Here is a 17941-nt window from a genome sequence, read left to right as displayed (position 1 = left end):
GATGTGAAGAATACAAAATCTGCACGAAATGAGGACTGATGTTTATGACAATCGCCCGAATTATCGTACCGCGCTTTATATTATTGTTCTTTGTCGTTTTCGGCGTTGCCATCATTACATTCACCATTTCACATCTGATCCCGGGTGATCCTGCCCGCATGATCGCTGGCGACCGCGCAAGTGCAGAGACGCTGGAGAACGTGCGCCGCGACCTTGGTCTTGATCGGCCTGTGACCGATCAGTTCGTCATCTATGTGCGTAATCTGGTGCATGGGGACCTTGGGACGTCGTTGCGGACGCGCCGGCCGGTCGCTTCCGATATTGCCACATTTCTACCGGCAACACTGGAGCTTGGATGTATTTCTCTCGTGTTGGCAGTCCTCATCGGTATACCGCTTGGGGTTTTTTCCGCGATCTACAAGGATGGCCCGATTGATCAGATAGCCCGTACGATCTCCGTTTGCGGGATTTCAATGCCGGTGTTCTGGTTCGGCATGGTCGTCATTTTGCTGTTCTATGCCAAGCTTCAGATACTGCCTGGCAGTGGCCGGCTTGCCATGCAATTTGCCTCGCCTCAGCGGGTAACAGGTTTTTTTCTGATCGATACGCTGCTCGAGGGCAGGTTTGACGCCTTTCTGAGCGCCGTACGTCATCTCATCCTGCCGACCTTTGTCTTGGCGTTTGCCAATCTTGGCGTTATCACCCGGCAAATCCGTGCTTCAATGCTCGACGTTCTGCAGGAGGATTATATTCGAACGGCCCGTGCCAGTGGTCTACGTCGTAGGGCCATCATTTTCAATCACGCGCTGCGCAATGCGCTCATACCCTCGATTACACTGCTGGGGCTGGCAATGGGTGATCTCTTATACGGAGCGGTGCTCACTGAGACCATATTCGCGTGGCCGGGAATGGGCACCTACGTTGTCACCTCGATTCAAACACTCGATTTTCCTGCCATCATGGGTTTTACCGTGGTGGCCTCGATCGGTTACGTTCTCATCAATCTCTTGATTGACCTGGCATATATGCTTGCTGATCCGCAGATCCGGGAGGTTGGATAATGACGACGATAAATCCTGAGAAGCGTACCCATACGGCTCTTGCGATGCCTCGTTCGCGCTTGCACTTCCTGTGGTATCTGACGCGGCGTAGCCCTTTGACGATAATTGGCTTCTTGATCATATTACTCGTCATCATCATGGTGATTGGCGCGCCTTTCATCGCTCCCTACGATCCGAACAAGGTCATGCTCTCGTCACGGCTGTTACCGCCGAGTTCCATTCATTGGTTCGGGACTGATGAAGTTGGCAGGGATCTGTTTTCGCGTGTTGTCTACGGCTCGCGTGCATCCTGTGGTGCTGCCTTCATGATCGTATTCATTTCAATGAGTGCGGGCGTCTTTCTCGGTTGCCTGTCCGGAGTGGTCGGCGGTGTTTTCGATAGCGCGATGATGCGGACCATGGATGTCGTTCTCGCTCTGCCCGCACTCGTACTCGCCATGGCCCTGGCCGCTGCATTGGGCCCGAGCCTGTTCAACTCGATGCTTGCTGTCGCGATTGTCCGCATACCAGCCTATGTAAGACTATCCCGAGGTCAGACCCTCTCATTGCGGGAGCGCATCTTTGTAAAGGCGTCGCGTACGTTCGGCGCATCCAATCTTTATATCCTGCGTTGGCATTTGCTGCCGAACGCGCTTTCGCCGCTCATTGTGCAGGCGACGCTCGATCTCGGGGGCATTGTGCTCATAGCAGCTGCCCTCAGCTTCATCGGCCTTGGTGCCCAACCGCCGACGGCGGAATGGGGAGCTCTTGTCAGCAGTGGCCGAAGCTTCATTCTCGACCAATGGTGGTATGGCACGTTTCCGGGGCTCGCTATCCTCGTGACTGCCATGGGATGCAATCTTTTGGGTGATGGTATTCGTGACATGCTGGATCCACGATTGGGGCCGAACGAATGACAGATACCGCAATGAAGCCGCATGCGTTGAGCATCGAAAATCTTTCGCTCGAATTTCCGACTTATGGCGGTGCAGTCAAAGCGCTTGATGGCGTGACAATACAGGTCGGTAATGCGGAAATAGTCGGTCTTGTGGGCGAGTCAGGTTGTGGAAAGTCTGTAAGCACAATGGCAGCAACGCGCCTTTTGCCAGAAGGCCGCTATAGGATCACGCAAGGCTCAATCAGGCTATTCGGGCGTGATCCGACCGTAATGAGCGATGAGGAGCTGCAACAGGTTCGCGGCAAGCTGGTGTCGACGATTTTTCAGGAACCGATGAATGCACTCAATCCTACCATTCGCATTGGCAAGCAACTTGTTGGAGTGATACGGCGTCATGAGGCAATCAGCAGGAGGGCCGCTGAAACTGTCGCGTCTAATATCCTGTCGGATATGCTGATACCGCAACCTTCACGCATCATGCAGGCCTATCCCTTTGAACTTTCGGGAGGAATGCGTCAGCGCGTGCTTATTGCGATGGCCTTCTCGTGCAACCCCGGCTTGATCATTGCTGACGAGCCGACAACAGCGCTCGACGTCACGGTTCAGGCTGCGATTCTTCGCCTTATTCAGGGCCGTGCGCGCAGGACCGGTACCTCTGTGGTTTTCATTTCCCACAATATTGCCGTGGTGTCCCAGATATGTGATCGACTTTACATCATGTATGCAGGCCGCATCGTCGAGTCGGGTCCAACCCGCGCCGTCCTTGACACTCCCCAGCACCCCTACACCCGCGCGCTTTTGCGATGTTTGCCGGAGCGTGTGCAACCCAAGGCGCAACTTGAATCCATTCCGGGCACTGTCCCAAATCTTATCGATCCGCCCGCGGGGTGTTTCTATCGCCCCCGCTGTCAGGAAGCGGATGAGCGTTGCTATGCAAAACCTCAGTCCACGACACTTGCGGGTGGACAGGCAGTTGCCTGCTGGCAGCGGTTGAAATCTCAAACCCCTGTATCGAGTGAGGCTTGACCATGAACGCAGCTCCTCTTCTTCGCGTGGAAAATCTTACAGTTCGTTTTCCAGGTGCAAGAAATTGGTTTGGCCGCGCCATGTCCGAGGTGCACGCAGTCAACAACGTTGATCTTGTCGTATTGCCTGGCGAGAGTCTGGGTATCGTCGGCGAATCCGGATGCGGGAAAAGCACGCTTGTGCAGGCGGTGATAGGCCTCATCGCTCCCACAAGCGGGAGGATTGTGGTTGAGGGGCATGATTTTGCGGCAATAAGCGGTCGGCAGAAGACGGAAATCCGTCAGAAGATGCAGATCGTCTTTCAAGATCCTCAATCATCGCTTGATCCAAGGCTGCCGGTCTGGCGTCTCATCACAGAACCACTGCACATCAGGGGAGGCATGTCGACGGCGGCTTTACGGGTTCGGGCGCGGGAGCTCGCAGTGTCAGTCGGCTTGAGGGTTGAACATCTCGACCGTTTGGCACATGAATTCTCGGGTGGGCAGCGGCAGCGCATAGCTATCGCACGGGCACTCAGTACCGATCCGGAGCTTCTTATTCTTGATGAGCCGACGTCAGCCCTTGATGTGTCGGTACAAGCCCAAATTATAAATCTGCTGCTGAAGTTACAGCGTGAATTGGGCCTGTCCTATTTATTCATCTCGCATGATGTTTCGCTCATCCGGCATTTCTGCGACCGCGTGGCGGTGATGTATCTCGGTCAGATAGTAGAAACAGGAGCATCGGCAGCAGTATTTGATCATCCTGCACATCCGTACACCAAGACCTTACTCGCCAGTGTTCCTAGCCTTCAGAACTCTCTTCAGGAAGTGGACGCTAGTCTTACTGGCGAACTTCCCAACAATCGGCGTCTGCCGACAGGCTGCTATTACCGCGACCGCTGTCTGATTTCTTCTGCCGAATGTGAAAAGCCGCAAGACCTTGCGACAGTGGCAGCTATCAAGCCGAATTTCGAAATCTCACGTGAGGCCAGAATATCCGATCACAAAGTTCGCTGCATATTGGCGTAACGGCTGCACTCAAACTTGAATACGTGGCTTGAGTGCGCCGCCGATTGCTCTTACGCCGATGCATCCGCGAAGGGGTTTTCCACTTTTGGCCAGTATGATTTTTTCAGTTTCGTGTAAGGCACATCCTCAAAATGAGGCTGTAACGCGCCTGGAGCAGAAATATACAGGATCTTGCTTGCTATGGGTTCAAAACCGGCCCGAAAATGATTGCTTGATTTCACGATTACTATTTTCCGTTTTGTCGGGTCAAGTCCAAGCGCGGTCATGCATTCGGGATGAAACGTCTGTGTACGCAGGCTGTTGAGAACAATGTCCACTCCCTCGAAACTTACCCATGCGGCGTCGCCGATTGAGAGAGGAACGATCCCAAAGCGTTGTGTTATCCCGGAGGCGAGTTTGCGCACGGTAACAGTCAGATCAAGCGGCTGACCAGACGCCGGGCCGATTTTGCCTCCGATTCTCAGTGGCAGGACAGCGCCTTCTCCTGCTTCATGACAAAGTCTGACGGCAATGGGATCCCAATAAAGACATGCTGCGACGTCCTTTATACCTCGTTCGATTACTCGCCTGAGTACAAATGTTGAATCTCCCGGAGCACCACCACCGGCATTGTCTGATACGTCGGCAAGCACAACAGTGCCATGCGGCACTTCCAATGCCTGGTCAAGCGCATCATCGATGCTGCTATGGCTCGGTTTCAGCGTTTCGCGCAGGTTGAATATTTCCTGTCCAAATGACGCGGCGAGCTGCTGAGCCTTGGCGATATCGCGATCAGCAACAACCAGCATTTTCGCGCCGACATCGGTTACATCCCCCCATGGGAAACCGTGGCAAAAGGAAACGGACAATATGCCGTTCAGCCCTTCCATGGCCTTCATTCGATCCACCAGGCCGCGCAGAGGCTGTTCGTGCACCCGGAACGTACCGATCATGCGGCAATCAAATTCTGCCATCACTGGTTGGCACGTGCCCTCCAAAACTTGAACCAGAAGCTCGAAAATATGATCCGCGCGTTCTTCGATATCGGTGTGTGGATACTCTTTGTAGGCAACCAGCATGGTGGCGTTATCGAGCATTGACCTTGTCAAATGGCAGTGCAGATCAAGTTCTGCACCGACCGGAACATCCGGGCCCACGATCTTGCGAACATGGGACAACAGATCGCCTTCCACATCGTCGTAACCCTCAGCAACACAGGCGCCGTGCAGTGCGAGTAACACGCCATTGACTGGCATTGCTGCACGCAGGTCGTTAAGAATTTCATCGCGAAAGGTTTCATATGTTGTCCGGGTTGTTGTCCCGCCCGGTTCAGCTACTGCACATAAACTTTCGACGACGTCCCATCCGCGGGCGTGTGCTGCGTTTAACCAGATATGCAATTGAGACGAGCAGCAGTTGAGCGGCCTTGAGGTTGCGTCGCCATGCGCAATCTGGTTCTCCCGAAATGCCTCGTAACCCGTAGGGATTGGAGAAAATGTGTTTGTCTCCGTATCCAAACCCGCAATGAATAATTTCAAGGTATCCTCCGAAAACTGGGAAACATAATTTTCCTATAGATAAATTATGTTTATTGTACGAAAGTCAATCTCGTATTAATCCTAAGCTCTGCAACGGGGAGAAGAAAGCATGCGTCTTTACATTTCTGCTGACATTGAGGGTATTGTCGGTGTTGTTAGCCGGGATCATCTGACTCCCGAGGGCTTCGAATACGAACGCGCACGGGACTGGATGACCGATACTGTTGTCGCCGCCTGCGAAGCTGCCCATGAAAACGGTGTCGAAGAAATCGTGCTGAGTGACTCCCATGGCAATGGACAAAGCATAAAGATCGAGCAGTTGCCCGATTATGTTCAGATTGTCCGTAGTTGGCCACGCCCGCTTATGATGATGCAGGGCATTGAAGTCGGAACATTTGCCGGGGCGATGCTGATTGGTTATCACTCAGGAGCCAGCCATATGGGTGGCGTTCTCTCGCATACAATAGGCGGGACAGCCTTCCACGAAATTCGGATTAACGGCAAAGTCGTCCCTGAAGCAGGTATCAATGCCGCCGTTGCCGGTGACTTCGGAGTTCCAGTTATTCTGGCATCTGGGGATGATGTTGCAATGGAGGAAATCAGCCAGAACCTTGGTGATATCGTCACAGTGCCAGTGAAATGGGCGTATGGGACACGTTCCGCGCGATCACTTACCCCTGTCGTTGCACATGAAAAGGTGCGGTCTGGGGTAAAGACGGCGCTTACCCGACTTGGCTCGATGCGTCCGCTTGTCGTGAAAAAACCGGTTCTGGAAATTACATTCCGCAATCGTCTTCCTGCGGAATATCTCTCCTATCTGAAGTTTGTCGAACGCACTGACGGCTACACCATTCGCTATCAGGGAGATGACATGATCGATATTTCCAAGTTCATCATGTTCGTTCTGGGCTTCAATTCACAATTAACATTCTAACAGTTGCGAGCCGGTTCCGGTCGTTTTTCGAGGAGCATTTGATCGATGACAACAGAAGTTGAGTGGGCGCGGTTAACTGCCCCGGAATTGAAAGTGCGGGCGGGGCAATCCAATTCGCTTGTCATATTGCCTGTGGGGTCGCTTGAACAGCATGGGCCACATCTACCTGTGATTACAGATACCGCGAGCGCCTTTGCCGTATCGGTTCTGGCGGCAAAAAGCGTCGCTGTGGATACTTCGGTAACTGTGCTGCCCGGTCTCTGGCTTGGTATGAGCGAACATCATCTTCCATTTGGCGGAACCGTGAGTCTCGACTACTCGGCTTATCGGGGTGTTTTGCAAAGCATTGTCCGGTCCCTCAAAGTTCTCGGATTCCAGAGACTGCTTATCGTCAACGGGCACGGCGGCAATATCGATCCCTTGGCTGTTGCGGTCCGGGAGCTGGCGGTTGAGTACGAAATGCCCATCGTTGCAACAACCCCGTGGATGCTTGCTCCTGACAAACTGGCTGCGATTTTCGAGGTTGACGCAGGTCCCACGCATGCGTGTGAAGGCGAGTCGTCTGTCATGTTGGCCATCGCAGGCGATGCGGTAAGGGTGGAAAGATTTGCCGAAGCTGCAGAAAAACATGATGGCGCAGTTGTGGTGCCATCGGGGATTTCGCGGTTCTATGCCTTTCCAGAGCGGGCACCTGTCACTGGAACGATGGGCGATCCGCGATCAGCCACTGCAGAAAAGGGCGAGCAATTTCTCAAAGTACAAGCCGATGAGCTGGTTATGCTTATCTGCTCCGAGCAAATTTGGACAAAGCCGCAAGCCGTTTGGGGAAAATGGTGATCCCTTGGGATGATACCCGGTGAGATTGATGCCGGTCATAAAAACGAAGAGGAGAACATCAAATGTATTTCGGCAACGTCCGACATTCTGCAAAATTTGTCAGCACAGCTTTATCCGTGCTTTTTAGTCTGGCATTTATAACTTCTGTGCAGGCAAAAACGCTTGTCTATTGTTCAGAGGCGTCGCCTGAAGGGTTTGATCCAGCTCTTTATTCAGCCAATAGCACTTGGGATGCTTCATCGAAGCCGGTTTATAATCGTCTTGTGGAGTTTCGAAACGGGACGACGACAGTCATACCTGGGTTGGCTGAAAGCTGGACGATATCGGAAGATCATCTCACATATACATTCAAGCTTCGAAGCAATGTAAAATTCCATACGACCGAATATTTTACACCAACCCGAAATTTGAACGCCGACGATGTGGTGTTCTCGTTCAAGCGTCAGCTTGACAATAATGATCCTTGGCACGCCTACATCCAGGGGGTCACTTGGGACATGTCGAGTGGGATGGGTTTCACAGAACTCATTAAAGATATAAGTAAAGTCGACGATTTGACTGTAAAGATCGTTTTGACTGCACCAAGTGCGCCGGTCCTTGCGAATCTTGCAATGGATTTCGCATCAATCGTTTCAAAAGAGTATGCTGATCAGTTGCGGGCAGAGGCAAAAATGTCCCAATTCAACGAATTGCCTATTGGAACCGGGCCGTTCCAGTTCGTCAACTACCAGCCGGACGCAACAATACGATATATTGCCAATAGCGATTATTGGGGCGGAAAGCCGCCGATTGATAATCTGATCTTTTCCATAACACTGGATCAATCGACACGGTTACAAAAGCTTCGAGCAGGTGAATGTCAGATTGCATCTTATCCTGCTCCCGCTGACGTGGAAATGTTAAAAGCCGACAAAGACCTAACAGTGCTTGAAGAGCCAGGGTTGAATGTCGCCTATCTCGCATACAACACGCTCGTTTCGCCTTTCGATAAGGTCGAAGTACGTCGAGCACTCAACATGGCCATCAATAAAAAAGCCATTGTAGATGCGATCTTTCAGGGGATGGGGCAGGTTGCAAAAAATCCATTGCCACCAGCTGTCTGGGGGTACAACGACGCCATTAAGGACGACGTTTATGATCCGGTTCAGGCCAAACTGATACTGCAGAAAGCAGGCGTGAAAAATCTGGCTATGAAAGTTTGGGCCATGCCCGTCAGCCGGCCCTACATGCCCAATGCCCGCCGTACTGCAGAATTGATCCAGGCAGATTTCGCGCAAGTGGGGGTCTCCGTCGAAATTGTATCCTATGAATGGGGAGAGTATCTCAAAAAAGCACGCGACAGAGATCGCGATGGTGCTGTTATTCTGGGTGGAACGAGCGACAATGGTGATCCGGATAACCTTCTCAGCTACTTCTTCAGTTGTTCCAGTGTCGGTGGCAGTAACTTTTCCAATTGGTGTTATCAGCCTCTGGATACCCTTTTGCAGATGGCGCGGACGCTTTCAGATCAAGATGAACGGGCCAAACTGTATGAGAAGGCTCAAGTTATTATCAAGGAACAAGCCCCAATTGCATCGATTGACCATTCGATGGTGGTAATGCCGATGTCGAAAAAAATCTCCGGGTATGTCTTGGATCCGCTGGGGTCCCATCGTTTTGACGGCGTGGATATCGCCGAATGAGTTCAATTGGCTTTCGCCATTAACTGGACCTGTTTAAGCAGGTCCAGTTCTATTAAAGCTGTTTCAAGACTAATCGTGTGTAGCAGCGAAGTTAGAAACATTCCTTTGTCAAACAACTGGGCCAGATTGACCGGTTTCTTCTACCCCTAAAAGCATCCGATAAAAATTCTCGTAGCGTGCGCCCCCGCGGTGAAAACACATTCGGAGAGTGTCTGGCCTGAAATTCAATATCTGAATCTTCTTCAGAGATCATCATTCTGGATGAGTGCTGTGCAACCAATACCATAGCAGCGAGAAACTTTTCACTACTAGCAGCACAGTTCCATAATATGTTGGTCGGAGATGTATAGTCCATCACTATTACCTCTCCTGAAACATCCAGAACTAGCATGTCTGTATCAACGTTTCCGATGATATATTGACCATTGACTGGCTTTGGATCGTCGTAGAAAGACACCATACCAATCTTTGGGCCTTCTGGTTAATAGATAGAAAACAGATCATTCAACGTAGCATCATCTATATCAGTTATTTTATGCCCGGATCTGATGGGCAACTTAAATGTTGACGTCAAATCTTCGGCTTCCGATTGCGAAAGCCCTAGACGTATCAATGAATCAAAAGGCGGCGCAGCTTCTTCGAGTTGCTTCTTGAATTCGGGGCATTCATATTGGCCTCTGCAGGTTAGAGTGAAGAGCTTTGAACCACCTTTGGTCCGAGGGTAACTCCGGTGGGTATGTTTTGATGGATGAAATGGGTTTGTCATCCATCAGTCGACCAAGGAAAACATCCTCTGACCAAAAGTCAGATTAAGTCCAGCCATTCGCCTGGTGACGCCGTGTGGTCATCCGGGCAGGACCGCAAATGGCAGCATCGGGCCGTTTTCTAGCCACTCCCGAATTTGTATTTTGCGCACGATGAGAGCTTCTTTGTAAGATTTTTAGCACTTGTGGATTCACATAACCCAACACAAAAATTCTTAGGTATTTTTATGATATACCAAGTCCTACCATACGGCAGTTGACAGACGCCGAAACTCCGATGAAGCTGCGCAATCGGAGGGTGTGTCCTATTACACCGATGCCGAATGGCCATAAATCTTTATAGAAATGGTAACGCCCAACTGCCGGCGTTGAGGTCGGTTGATCACGCAACGTGGCGTGCCCGGGGATCCGGGACCGGCACAGCCGCCATCAGCGTTTTGGTGTAATCGTCTTGCGGATTTTCGAACACTGCACGCCGGGTTCCCATCTCGACGATGCGTCCGCCACGCATGACGGCAACATTGTGTGACATGCGCTCAACCACGGCCATATCATGTGAGATGAAGAGGTAGGCGATCCCCATCGTCTCCTGCAATTCCAGCATAAGATCAAGCACGCGTGCCCGCACTGAGACATCAAGTGCTGCAACACTTTCATCAGCAACAATCAGTTTCGGCTGCAGGGTAAGCGCCCGTGCAATACAGATACGCTGCCGCTGACCACCGGAAAACTCGTGCGGATAGCGTGTTGCCGCGTCGGGCTGCAAGCCAACGCGCCGCAACAGTTCGGCTACGCGGTCGTCGCGCTCGCTCCGCCCGCCAAGGCCGTGAATGATCAACGGTTCGGCAATGGCAGCACCCACCGCCATGCGTGGATCGAGCGAGGCATAGGGGTCCTGAAAAATCATCTGTGCCGAACGGCGCACCGGTTGCATCTGGCGTGCGTTCAGTCCGGCAATGTTCTTGTTATCGATGACAACATCACCGGTGAAGGGGATCAGGCCCAGAACCGCCTTACCTGTAGTTGATTTGCCGGAACCACTTTCACCCACAAGCCCCAATGTCTCGCCGGCGCGCAACTCAAACGAGACATTATTGACAGCGGTAAGTTGTGGTTTGCCTTTGAACAGCCACCGGGGGCTGCCATAGGTCACATTCAGATTGCGCACATGCAGGATTGGCGAGGGCGGTGTGGGAATAGCGGTTGTTACCTGCGGGCTGACGCGGGGCGGGCCATCGGTGCCTGTGTGTGCACCAAGACGTGGGACAGCCGCCAGCAATTCCTGTGTATAGGCCTGGGTGGGTTTTTCGAAGACCGACAGCACGTCACCCTGTTCAATGATGCGCCCGTTCTGCATGACCGCAACGCGGTCGGCCATTTCGGCAACAACGCCCATATCGTGGGTGATCAGAATAATCGATGCGCCGAATTCCTGTTTCAACTCACGCATCAGTTTGAGGATTTGCGCCTGCACTGTGACATCAAGCGCCGTGGTTGGCTCATCGGCAATCAGCACTTTCGGACGGCAGGACAACGCCATGGCAATCATGACGCGCTGGCGCATGCCCCCGGAAAGCTCATGCGGGTACTGGGTCAGACGACGTGCCGGGTCGGTAATATGCACGGCGTCCAGCATCTGACGTGCAATAGTCTGCGCCGTGCCGCCTTCGCTGCCCTGATGTTCGGAAATAGCCTCGGTTAGTTGTGCTCCAATCGACATGACAGGGTTTAGCGAGGTCATCGGCTCTTGAAACACCATGGCCACGTCGCCGCCCCGCACACTGCGCATGGCACGATTTGACAGGGCCACCAGATTCTTCTCGCCAAGGTGAATATTGCCCGATGCCACCTGCAGCGACGCTTTCGGCAGCAACCCCATGATGGAAAGAGACGTTACCGATTTGCCTGAACCGGATTCGCCCGCGATGCACAGCGTTTCCCCGAGATTAAGGTCAAAACTGATATCATCAAGAACCCGTCGCCGCCCTTCCGGCGTACGGGCATCGACGCAGAGGTTGCGGACAGTCAGAACAGGCATGGGAACAGGCACAATCACGCGAACACGATCCTCGGGAAATAGAAGGAAACCACCCAGTTGGGCGCATCGACGATTTCGCTGATGCGCAGATCCCCGCAGACGGAGCAGAGCAGATAGGCATCAATCGCGCTCATGCCATGTTCTGCACCCAGCAGATCGATCATACGCATCAGAGCTTCGCGGGCGCCGGTCATCAGGTCCGGACCGATGCCGGTCGTCACCTCATAACCCGCACCATCCAGATGCCGTGTTACCGGTTCGGTCGTGGTGAACCTTGGGCTTTTCAGCCGCGCATCCTTCACCAGCTCGATTGTGGCTTCCACTTCCATCTGACTTTCAATGGCCGTGCCGCAGACTTCTCCGTCACCCTGCGCCGCATGGGTATCACCGATGGAGAAAAGTGCGCCGTCGACTTCCACCGGAAGATAGAGTGTCACCCCTGAGGTCAGATCGCGTATGTCGAGGTTGCCGCCAACCCGGCGGGGCGGAACAACGGAATGCAGCCCCGCTTCAGCCGGTGCAACACCAATCGTTCCGGCGAAAGGTTTGAGCGGTACGCGGCCACCGGGCCCGTAAAGTGCCGGTGCCATGCTGATGGGATCATAATTCCACATGTGCAGTGCGGGCTCCTGAAACTGGTCGGCCAGCAGACCGAAGCCCGGAATATTGGCCGTCCAGCCGACACCGGATGGCACAAAGCGGCGGATTGTCACCTTCAGTGCGTCGCCCGGCTTGGCGCCCTCGACATAGACAGGGCCAGTAACGGGGTTGATCTTGCTGAAATCGAGGCTATCGAGTGCTTCCAGCGTCGATCCTTTGCCAAGCTGGCCGCCGGATGAGTCAAGACACTCGAAATGAATCGTTTCACCGGCCCTGGCAATCACCGCTGGTTCGAAATCGTGGTTCCAGCCGAAATGATGTTTTGCGCGATGAATGGTGTGGGTGCAGACGATGCACATGTCAGATCTCCCGGGAAAATGATGCGAGCCCTCGGGGCGTGTTCCCCGAGGGTGTAGAAGACAAGAACAGTGCTATTGCTTCACGTAGATCGCGTCGTAATTGATAACGCGGGTCGGATCGACATAGATCTTGTCGGAACCACCCATGCGCGGCGACTTTGCAACAACACGGCGTTCGTTGATCACAGGAATCCACGGTGCATCGGCCATGATATCGGTGAATATCTTGCCCCAGACCGCGGCCCGCTCGGTTGCCTTGGCCGGATCGGACATGGAGTCCGCCGCGACCGCACGCTTGTCGAGATCGGCATTGCAATACCAGGACCAGTTCCAGCCACCGGCAACCGCGCCGGAGCAACCAAGGATCGGGCCGTAGAAATTCGATGGATCGGGAAAGTCAGCAATCCACGCCATGCCGCCGGACCAGATCATCGGCGCTTCGCCTTCCGTACCGCCTGCGGCAATCACATTGGACTGGGCCAGCGCGCGCACTTCGGCCTTGACGCCAATTGCCGCCAGATCCTGCTGGATTGCCTGGGCAATACGCGGCTGCGGGTCGGTATTGGTGGAATAGAGGACTGTCTGGAACCCATCGGGGAAACCAGCCTCAGTCAAAAGTGCCTTGGCTTTCGCCACATCATAGGCATAGCCGGTATAGCTCTTGTCATAGCCGGGCATTGCGGGCGGCAGGGGCTGATTGGCCGGTGTGGCGCGGCCATTGAGAATGCGGGTAATGCGTTCCTTGTTGACGGCCATGTTCACCGCCTGACGCACTTTCACATTGTCGAATGGCTTGATCTTGGTGTTCAGCGAGACATAGCCGGTGTGCAGCTGTTCGCCGTCCACGATCATCCCGGCTCCGGCAGGAGAATTCTTGATCTCCAGGAACTTTGCCGGAGGAATGCCATCACCGGCGATATCGACCTCACCCTTTTGCAGGCGCAGCAGAGCAACAAGCGGCTCCTGGCCAACCTCGACCGTAAACGTGTTGATATGCGGCATGTCCTTGACGAAATAATCGGGATTGCGCTCAAACACGAGACGCTGGCCGATGGTCCACTCCTTCAGCACGAATGTGCCGGAGCCAACGGGCTTCTTGCCGAAATCACCACCGGCGGCCTCAACAGCCTCCTGCGGAACGACGGAAGCGAAATTGATAGCCAGAACGTGCAGGAACGTCGCATCCGGTCGTGACAGATGGAAGATCACCGTGGTGGCATCGGGAGCCTCGATACCCTCAAGGGTCGTGGCCTTGCCACCGGACACGTCCTCATAACCCTTGATCGCACTGAAGAAACCGGCGCCGGGGCCTTGGGTCTTCGGATTGACCGCGCGTTCGATCGAATATTTCACATCCGACGCCACGAGTTCGCGGCCATTGGTGAACTTCACACCGGTGCGCAGCTTGAATGTATAGGTCAGGCCATCCGGCGAGACATCGAAAGTCTGGGCAAGAGATGGAACAAGATCAGGCGTTCCCGGCGTGTAGTCCATGAGCCTGGAATAAAGGCTCTTGATCATCGACCAGTTCACCCAGTCATAACCCACGGCTGGGTCGAGTGTTGCAATGTCATCCTTGTAGGTGATGAGGACATCGCCGCCCTGTTTCGGCGTTTCCTGTGCCCAAGCGGGCAGCGGCGCCAATGCGAGCACCGTTGCCATGGTGGTGTTGCGAAGCCAGCGTTTTAACATTCTGTTCCCTTTTCTTGTTTTGGTTGAAATTCAGCGCGCATGGATGCGCGGATCAATCAGCGGCGCAATGATGTCGGCAAGCAGATTGCCCAGAACGATCGCGAGCGCGGAAACGAGGGTGACACCCATGATGATCGGGATATCGACCTGTTGAATGGCCTGCCACGCCAGCTGGCCGATGCCGGGCCAGCCATAAACAGCCTCAACCACCACGACACCGCCCATGAACTGGCCGATGTCGATACCGATCATCGCAATGATGGGAAGAAGAGCGTTGGGCAGCGCATGGCGCAGGACAATGCGAGCCGATGAAAGCCCCTTGGCGCGGGCAGTGCGTACATAATCCTGATTGAGCACATCAATCATGGCGGAGCGGACCATGCGGGCATACCAGCCCGCACCGAGAATGCCGAGGGTCGCAGCAGGCAGCACCACATGGGCAGCAGTGCCAAAACCGCTCATCGGGAACCAGCCGAGCGTGACGGCAAACACATAGAGAAGCAGCAGCGCGACAACGAATTGCGGTGCTGAAACACCAACAAACGAGGCCATCATCACCATGCGGTCAATGGCACCGCCACGGCGCAAAGCGGCTATGATACCAAGGATCAAGCCAAGAACGACCTCAACGAAAATGCCAGCTGCCATCAAAATCAAGGTTGCGGGAAGTCGGGCGAGGATCAGCGCGCCCACATCGGTCTTTTGCGCGTAGGAGCGCCCAAGATTGCCCTGGAGTATGCCTTGCAGATAGGTCCAGAACTGCACGAGCAACGGCTGGTCGAGGCCGAGTTCCCGGCGGATATTGGCAACCGTCTGTGCCGTGGCGCTTCGCCCGGCAATCATGCGGGCGGGATCAGCAGGCAAGGCATAAAGGAGCAGGAAGGTAATGGCAGCGACGCCAAGAAGGATCAGCGCGGTTTGCACGAGACGGCGCACAATGAGCAGGGCCATATCAACCCCTCCCGCGCTGAGTGGGATCAAGAATATCGCGCAGCGCATCCCCGACCAGATTGAATGACAGTGCTGTCAGAAGGATGACCGCGCCGGGGAAGAACACCAGCCATGGCGCCGCCTGAAAATAGCTCTGGCTTTCAAAGATGATGTTTCCCCAGGACGGTTGTGGTGGCTGGACACCGATGCCAAGGAAAGAGAGCGTGGCCTCGAGCAGAACAGTTGTAGCAATGCCAAGTGTCCCCCAGACGATGGCTGTCGGCATCAGATGCGGCAGGATATGCACGAACAGAATGCGCAGGTGCCCGGCACCGAGGGACCGTTCGGCGAGAATAAAATCCCGCTCCACCAATCCGCGCGTTTCAGTATAGACAATGCGGGCCACCTGCACCCAGTTGACCAGTGCAATAACCATTGCGACGATCCAAAGGCTCGGATGCAACAGTGCGGCCAGAACAATGGCCAGCAACAGGGCGGGAAACGCCATCATCAGATCGGTGAACCGCATCAGCAGGCCACCGACGGCACCGCGCAGGTAGCCGGACAGAATACCAACCAGCAGGCCAATCGCAACTGCAATGCCGTTGGCGACAAGGCCGATAACCAGCGATGTACGAGCACCAAACAACAGGCGCGAGAATAGATCACGCCCGAGTGTATCGGTGCCGAGCAGGAACTGGGCGCTGGGCGGAAGAGGTGCGCCTTCTATCGACAGCCCGTCAAACATCTGATTGTCAGGACTATAGGGCGCAATCAATGGAGCGCCCAATGCCATGAGCACAACCAGCGCAACAATAATCAGACCGAACAGCGCCGATGGCTGACGCAGCATGGTTTTCAAAACACGCATCAGCCAGCCTCCGGCAGAGGTTCAGCACCGGCAAGAATGAGGGCCGCAACCTGTTCCATGGGCATGCGCCTTTGCATCGCGCAATTGCGCAGGATGCTGTAGGCATGTTCCTCATCGACATTATGGGCGGTCATGATTTTCTGGACAGCCGCGTGCACCAATGGCCGAAGCCGCACGCGTTCTTCAAGGTGTTGCAATTGCCGGGTTGCCGCCATGCGTTCCGCATGAATTGCAACGGCCATCACAAGGGTGGGGTAAACAGCAGATGTTGCAACGGGCTTGGCAATAATGGCCCCGGCACCCTGTTGCATCGCCCAGGCGATACGCCCGGGCGCCTCCGAGCCGAGTAATGCGACAACAGGCAGTGGAGCTTTGCCTTCTGGCCACGGCAACAAATCATCCCAGCCTTGATCCGCATCGACCAAAACAATATCGGGTAGATCCGTGGGCGCTAATGGCTCCCACTGCACGGTGACGTAAAGTCCAAGCAGCTTGAGCTGGCGTGTCAGGCGTTCCGTGGTTATATCCGATCGATGCAGGATGGTTACGCGCCGACCGGTGAAATTGGGGGTCTCTTTCATGAAACGATCCGCAATCTGACAGGCATTTTCGTCCGGCGCCTGGTGAGATAGGGATCAGCGGTAATTGCTGGCCGTGAATTCACAATGCTAAAGCCGTTATCGTCATTGATGCGGCCAAGATGGAAAGGCAGCGCCATGTGATTGGTATCTGGATCAATCTGTACCTCACCGAAGACAGTCGACAGCGGTACACCGGATAAGTGGCGGCGAACGGTTTGCGGATCATCGGTTCCGGCCGCAATTATCGTCTCGCCGCAGAGTTTGACGGCGGTATAGGCACTTGCAAAAATATTGGAAAGATGCCGCTGCGAACCGAAGCGCTTGGAAGCGTCTATCTTGAAAGCCAGATTTTCCGGCGAAACAAGACTGTCAAAATAGGCCGCCACGGAAAAATGCCCGGTTGCCACGCCACTACCAATCTCGTCCAATTCGCATTCCGAAAGATCGCAACTGACAACAGGGCAATTTTCCGGCAGAAAGGCTGGGTCACGATCACCAAGGACCTTGAAGGCCTGCAGAAAGGCATAGCTTGCCGGACCAATCAGATTGTTCAGGACAAAACTTGGCCGCCGCTGTTCAATATCAAGGATAATACGCTCAACGGCGGTTTCTTCCAGCGGCAGATAGCGTTCTCCCAGTACCTCCCCGCCAGCCTGGTGGATCAGCTCCCGCGCAAGCCGGTTCATCTCCCATCCCCACACATAGTTCGCACCGACCAGATAGGGTCGCCGACCATAGCGTGGCAGCATATAATCGAACAGCGGTAGCAAGTGCTGATTGGGGCAGGCGCCAGTATAGATCACATTCTCATTGGCTTCGAACCCCTCATAGGGGCACATATACCAGAGTAAGCCATCATGCTTTTCGACGAGTGGGATCACTTCCTTGCGGGCAATCGAGGTGATGGTTCCAACAATATGACGGCACCCATATTCACGCAGCATGGAACGCGCACCATCGAGGTAGCCGGGCATATGTCCCTGCGGGTCGATGAACACAGGTTCGATGGCACCGGGGTGCTTCGTCGTTATTTCGTCCATGGCAAATTCAGCACCGTCGCGGCTGTCCCGACCAATAGCTCCGTAGGGACCTATCGTCGAAAATAGAATGCCAACTTTTATTGCTCTTCCCATTTGTAACCGCCAAAACCAAAAGCCCCACG

15 protein-coding genes are annotated in these 17941 nt (G+C 54.2%); 7 read left to right on the top strand and 8 right to left on the bottom strand.

The window, feature by feature from the left end:
• Positions 1 to 44 precede the first annotated feature (44 nt).
• Genes BLU05_RS16350 through BLU05_RS16335 form a run of 4 tightly spaced genes read left to right on the top strand, consistent with a single transcriptional unit; the run spans position 45 to position 3974 of the window.
• On the top strand, positions 45 to 1061 hold the full coding sequence (locus BLU05_RS16350) for an ABC transporter permease (protein ID WP_091882347.1): 1017 nt from the start codon (positions 45 to 47) through the stop codon (positions 1059 to 1061).
• A complete protein-coding gene (gene ddpC, locus BLU05_RS16345; RefSeq protein ID WP_091881978.1) occupies positions 1061 to 1957 on the top strand; it encodes a D,D-dipeptide ABC transporter permease in 897 nt (298 codons plus the stop codon). The genes BLU05_RS16350 and ddpC overlap by 1 nt, the downstream gene beginning before the upstream one ends.
• Positions 1954 to 2964 carry an ABC transporter ATP-binding protein gene (locus BLU05_RS16340; RefSeq protein WP_091881976.1) on the top strand — a complete coding sequence of 337 codons (1011 nt, stop codon included), beginning with the start codon at positions 1954 to 1956 and terminating at the stop codon, positions 2962 to 2964. Before ddpC ends, BLU05_RS16340 begins: the two co-directional genes overlap by 4 nt.
• Before the next feature lie 2 nt (positions 2965 to 2966).
• Positions 2967 to 3974, top strand: a complete 1008-nt coding sequence (locus tag BLU05_RS16335; RefSeq protein ID WP_091881973.1) for an ABC transporter ATP-binding protein — start codon at positions 2967 to 2969, stop codon at positions 3972 to 3974.
• A gap of 50 nt (positions 3975 to 4024) precedes the next feature.
• Here the strand turns inward: BLU05_RS16335 and BLU05_RS16330 are convergent, their stop codons facing one another.
• On the bottom strand, positions 4025 to 5491 hold the full coding sequence (locus tag BLU05_RS16330; protein ID WP_091881970.1) for a M81 family metallopeptidase: 1467 nt from the start codon (positions 5489 to 5491) through the stop codon (positions 4025 to 4027).
• A 109-nt stretch (positions 5492 to 5600) separates the two neighbouring features.
• Here BLU05_RS16330 and BLU05_RS16325 point away from each other — a divergent pair, with 109 nt between their 5' ends.
• From BLU05_RS16325 to BLU05_RS16315, 3 genes are all read left to right on the top strand, one after another.
• The gene (locus BLU05_RS16325; protein WP_091881968.1) at positions 5601 to 6425 is read left to right on the top strand and encodes a M55 family metallopeptidase; all 825 of its coding nucleotides are present in this window, start codon (positions 5601 to 5603) and stop codon (positions 6423 to 6425) included.
• Positions 6426 to 6470: 45 nt separating this feature from the next.
• On the top strand, positions 6471 to 7262 hold the full coding sequence (locus BLU05_RS16320) for a creatininase family protein (protein ID WP_091881966.1): 792 nt from the start codon (positions 6471 to 6473) through the stop codon (positions 7260 to 7262).
• Positions 7263 to 7324: 62 nt separating this feature from the next.
• Positions 7325 to 8944, top strand: coding sequence for an ABC transporter substrate-binding protein (locus tag BLU05_RS16315; RefSeq protein ID WP_091881964.1), 1620 nt, complete (start codon positions 7325 to 7327; stop codon positions 8942 to 8944).
• Between the two features lie 1146 nt (positions 8945 to 10090).
• On the opposite strand, the gene BLU05_RS16310 is transcribed toward BLU05_RS16315, so the two are convergent.
• From BLU05_RS16310 to BLU05_RS16280, 7 genes are all read right to left on the bottom strand, one after another.
• Positions 10091 to 11746: an ABC transporter ATP-binding protein gene (locus BLU05_RS16310; RefSeq protein ID WP_091882345.1), complete on the bottom strand. Its 1656-nt coding sequence runs from the start codon at positions 11744 to 11746 to the stop codon at positions 10091 to 10093.
• Positions 11747 to 11760: 14 nt separating this feature from the next.
• Positions 11761 to 12705: an acetamidase/formamidase family protein gene (locus BLU05_RS16305; RefSeq protein ID WP_091881961.1), complete on the bottom strand. Its 945-nt coding sequence runs from the start codon at positions 12703 to 12705 to the stop codon at positions 11761 to 11763.
• A gap of 72 nt (positions 12706 to 12777) precedes the next feature.
• Positions 12778 to 14397 (bottom strand): ABC transporter substrate-binding protein, encoded by a 1620-nt coding sequence (locus BLU05_RS16300; protein ID WP_091881958.1) that lies wholly within the window; start codon positions 14395 to 14397, stop codon positions 12778 to 12780.
• A 30-nt stretch (positions 14398 to 14427) separates the two neighbouring features.
• Positions 14428 to 15348, bottom strand: coding sequence for an ABC transporter permease (locus tag BLU05_RS16295; protein ID WP_091881955.1), 921 nt, complete (start codon positions 15346 to 15348; stop codon positions 14428 to 14430).
• A 1-nt stretch (position 15349) separates the two neighbouring features.
• Positions 15350 to 16198 (bottom strand): ABC transporter permease, encoded by an 849-nt coding sequence (locus BLU05_RS16290; RefSeq protein WP_091881952.1) that lies wholly within the window; start codon positions 16196 to 16198, stop codon positions 15350 to 15352.
• The gene (locus BLU05_RS16285) at positions 16198 to 16779 is read right to left on the bottom strand and encodes an ANTAR domain-containing response regulator (RefSeq protein ID WP_091881949.1); all 582 of its coding nucleotides are present in this window, start codon (positions 16777 to 16779) and stop codon (positions 16198 to 16200) included. The genes BLU05_RS16290 and BLU05_RS16285 overlap by 1 nt, the downstream gene beginning before the upstream one ends.
• Positions 16776 to 17912, bottom strand: a complete 1137-nt coding sequence (locus tag BLU05_RS16280; protein WP_091881947.1) for a transporter substrate-binding domain-containing protein — start codon at positions 17910 to 17912, stop codon at positions 16776 to 16778. The genes BLU05_RS16285 and BLU05_RS16280 overlap by 4 nt, the downstream gene beginning before the upstream one ends.
• Positions 17913 to 17941: the final 29 nt, after the last annotated feature.

The sequence above is a fragment of the Phyllobacterium sp. OV277 genome (genome assembly GCF_900104355.1).
Taxonomy (GTDB): domain Bacteria; phylum Pseudomonadota; class Alphaproteobacteria; order Rhizobiales; family Rhizobiaceae; genus Phyllobacterium.
Note: the sequence above shows the minus strand (reverse complement) of the source record. Positions and strands in the feature narration are given on the sequence as shown.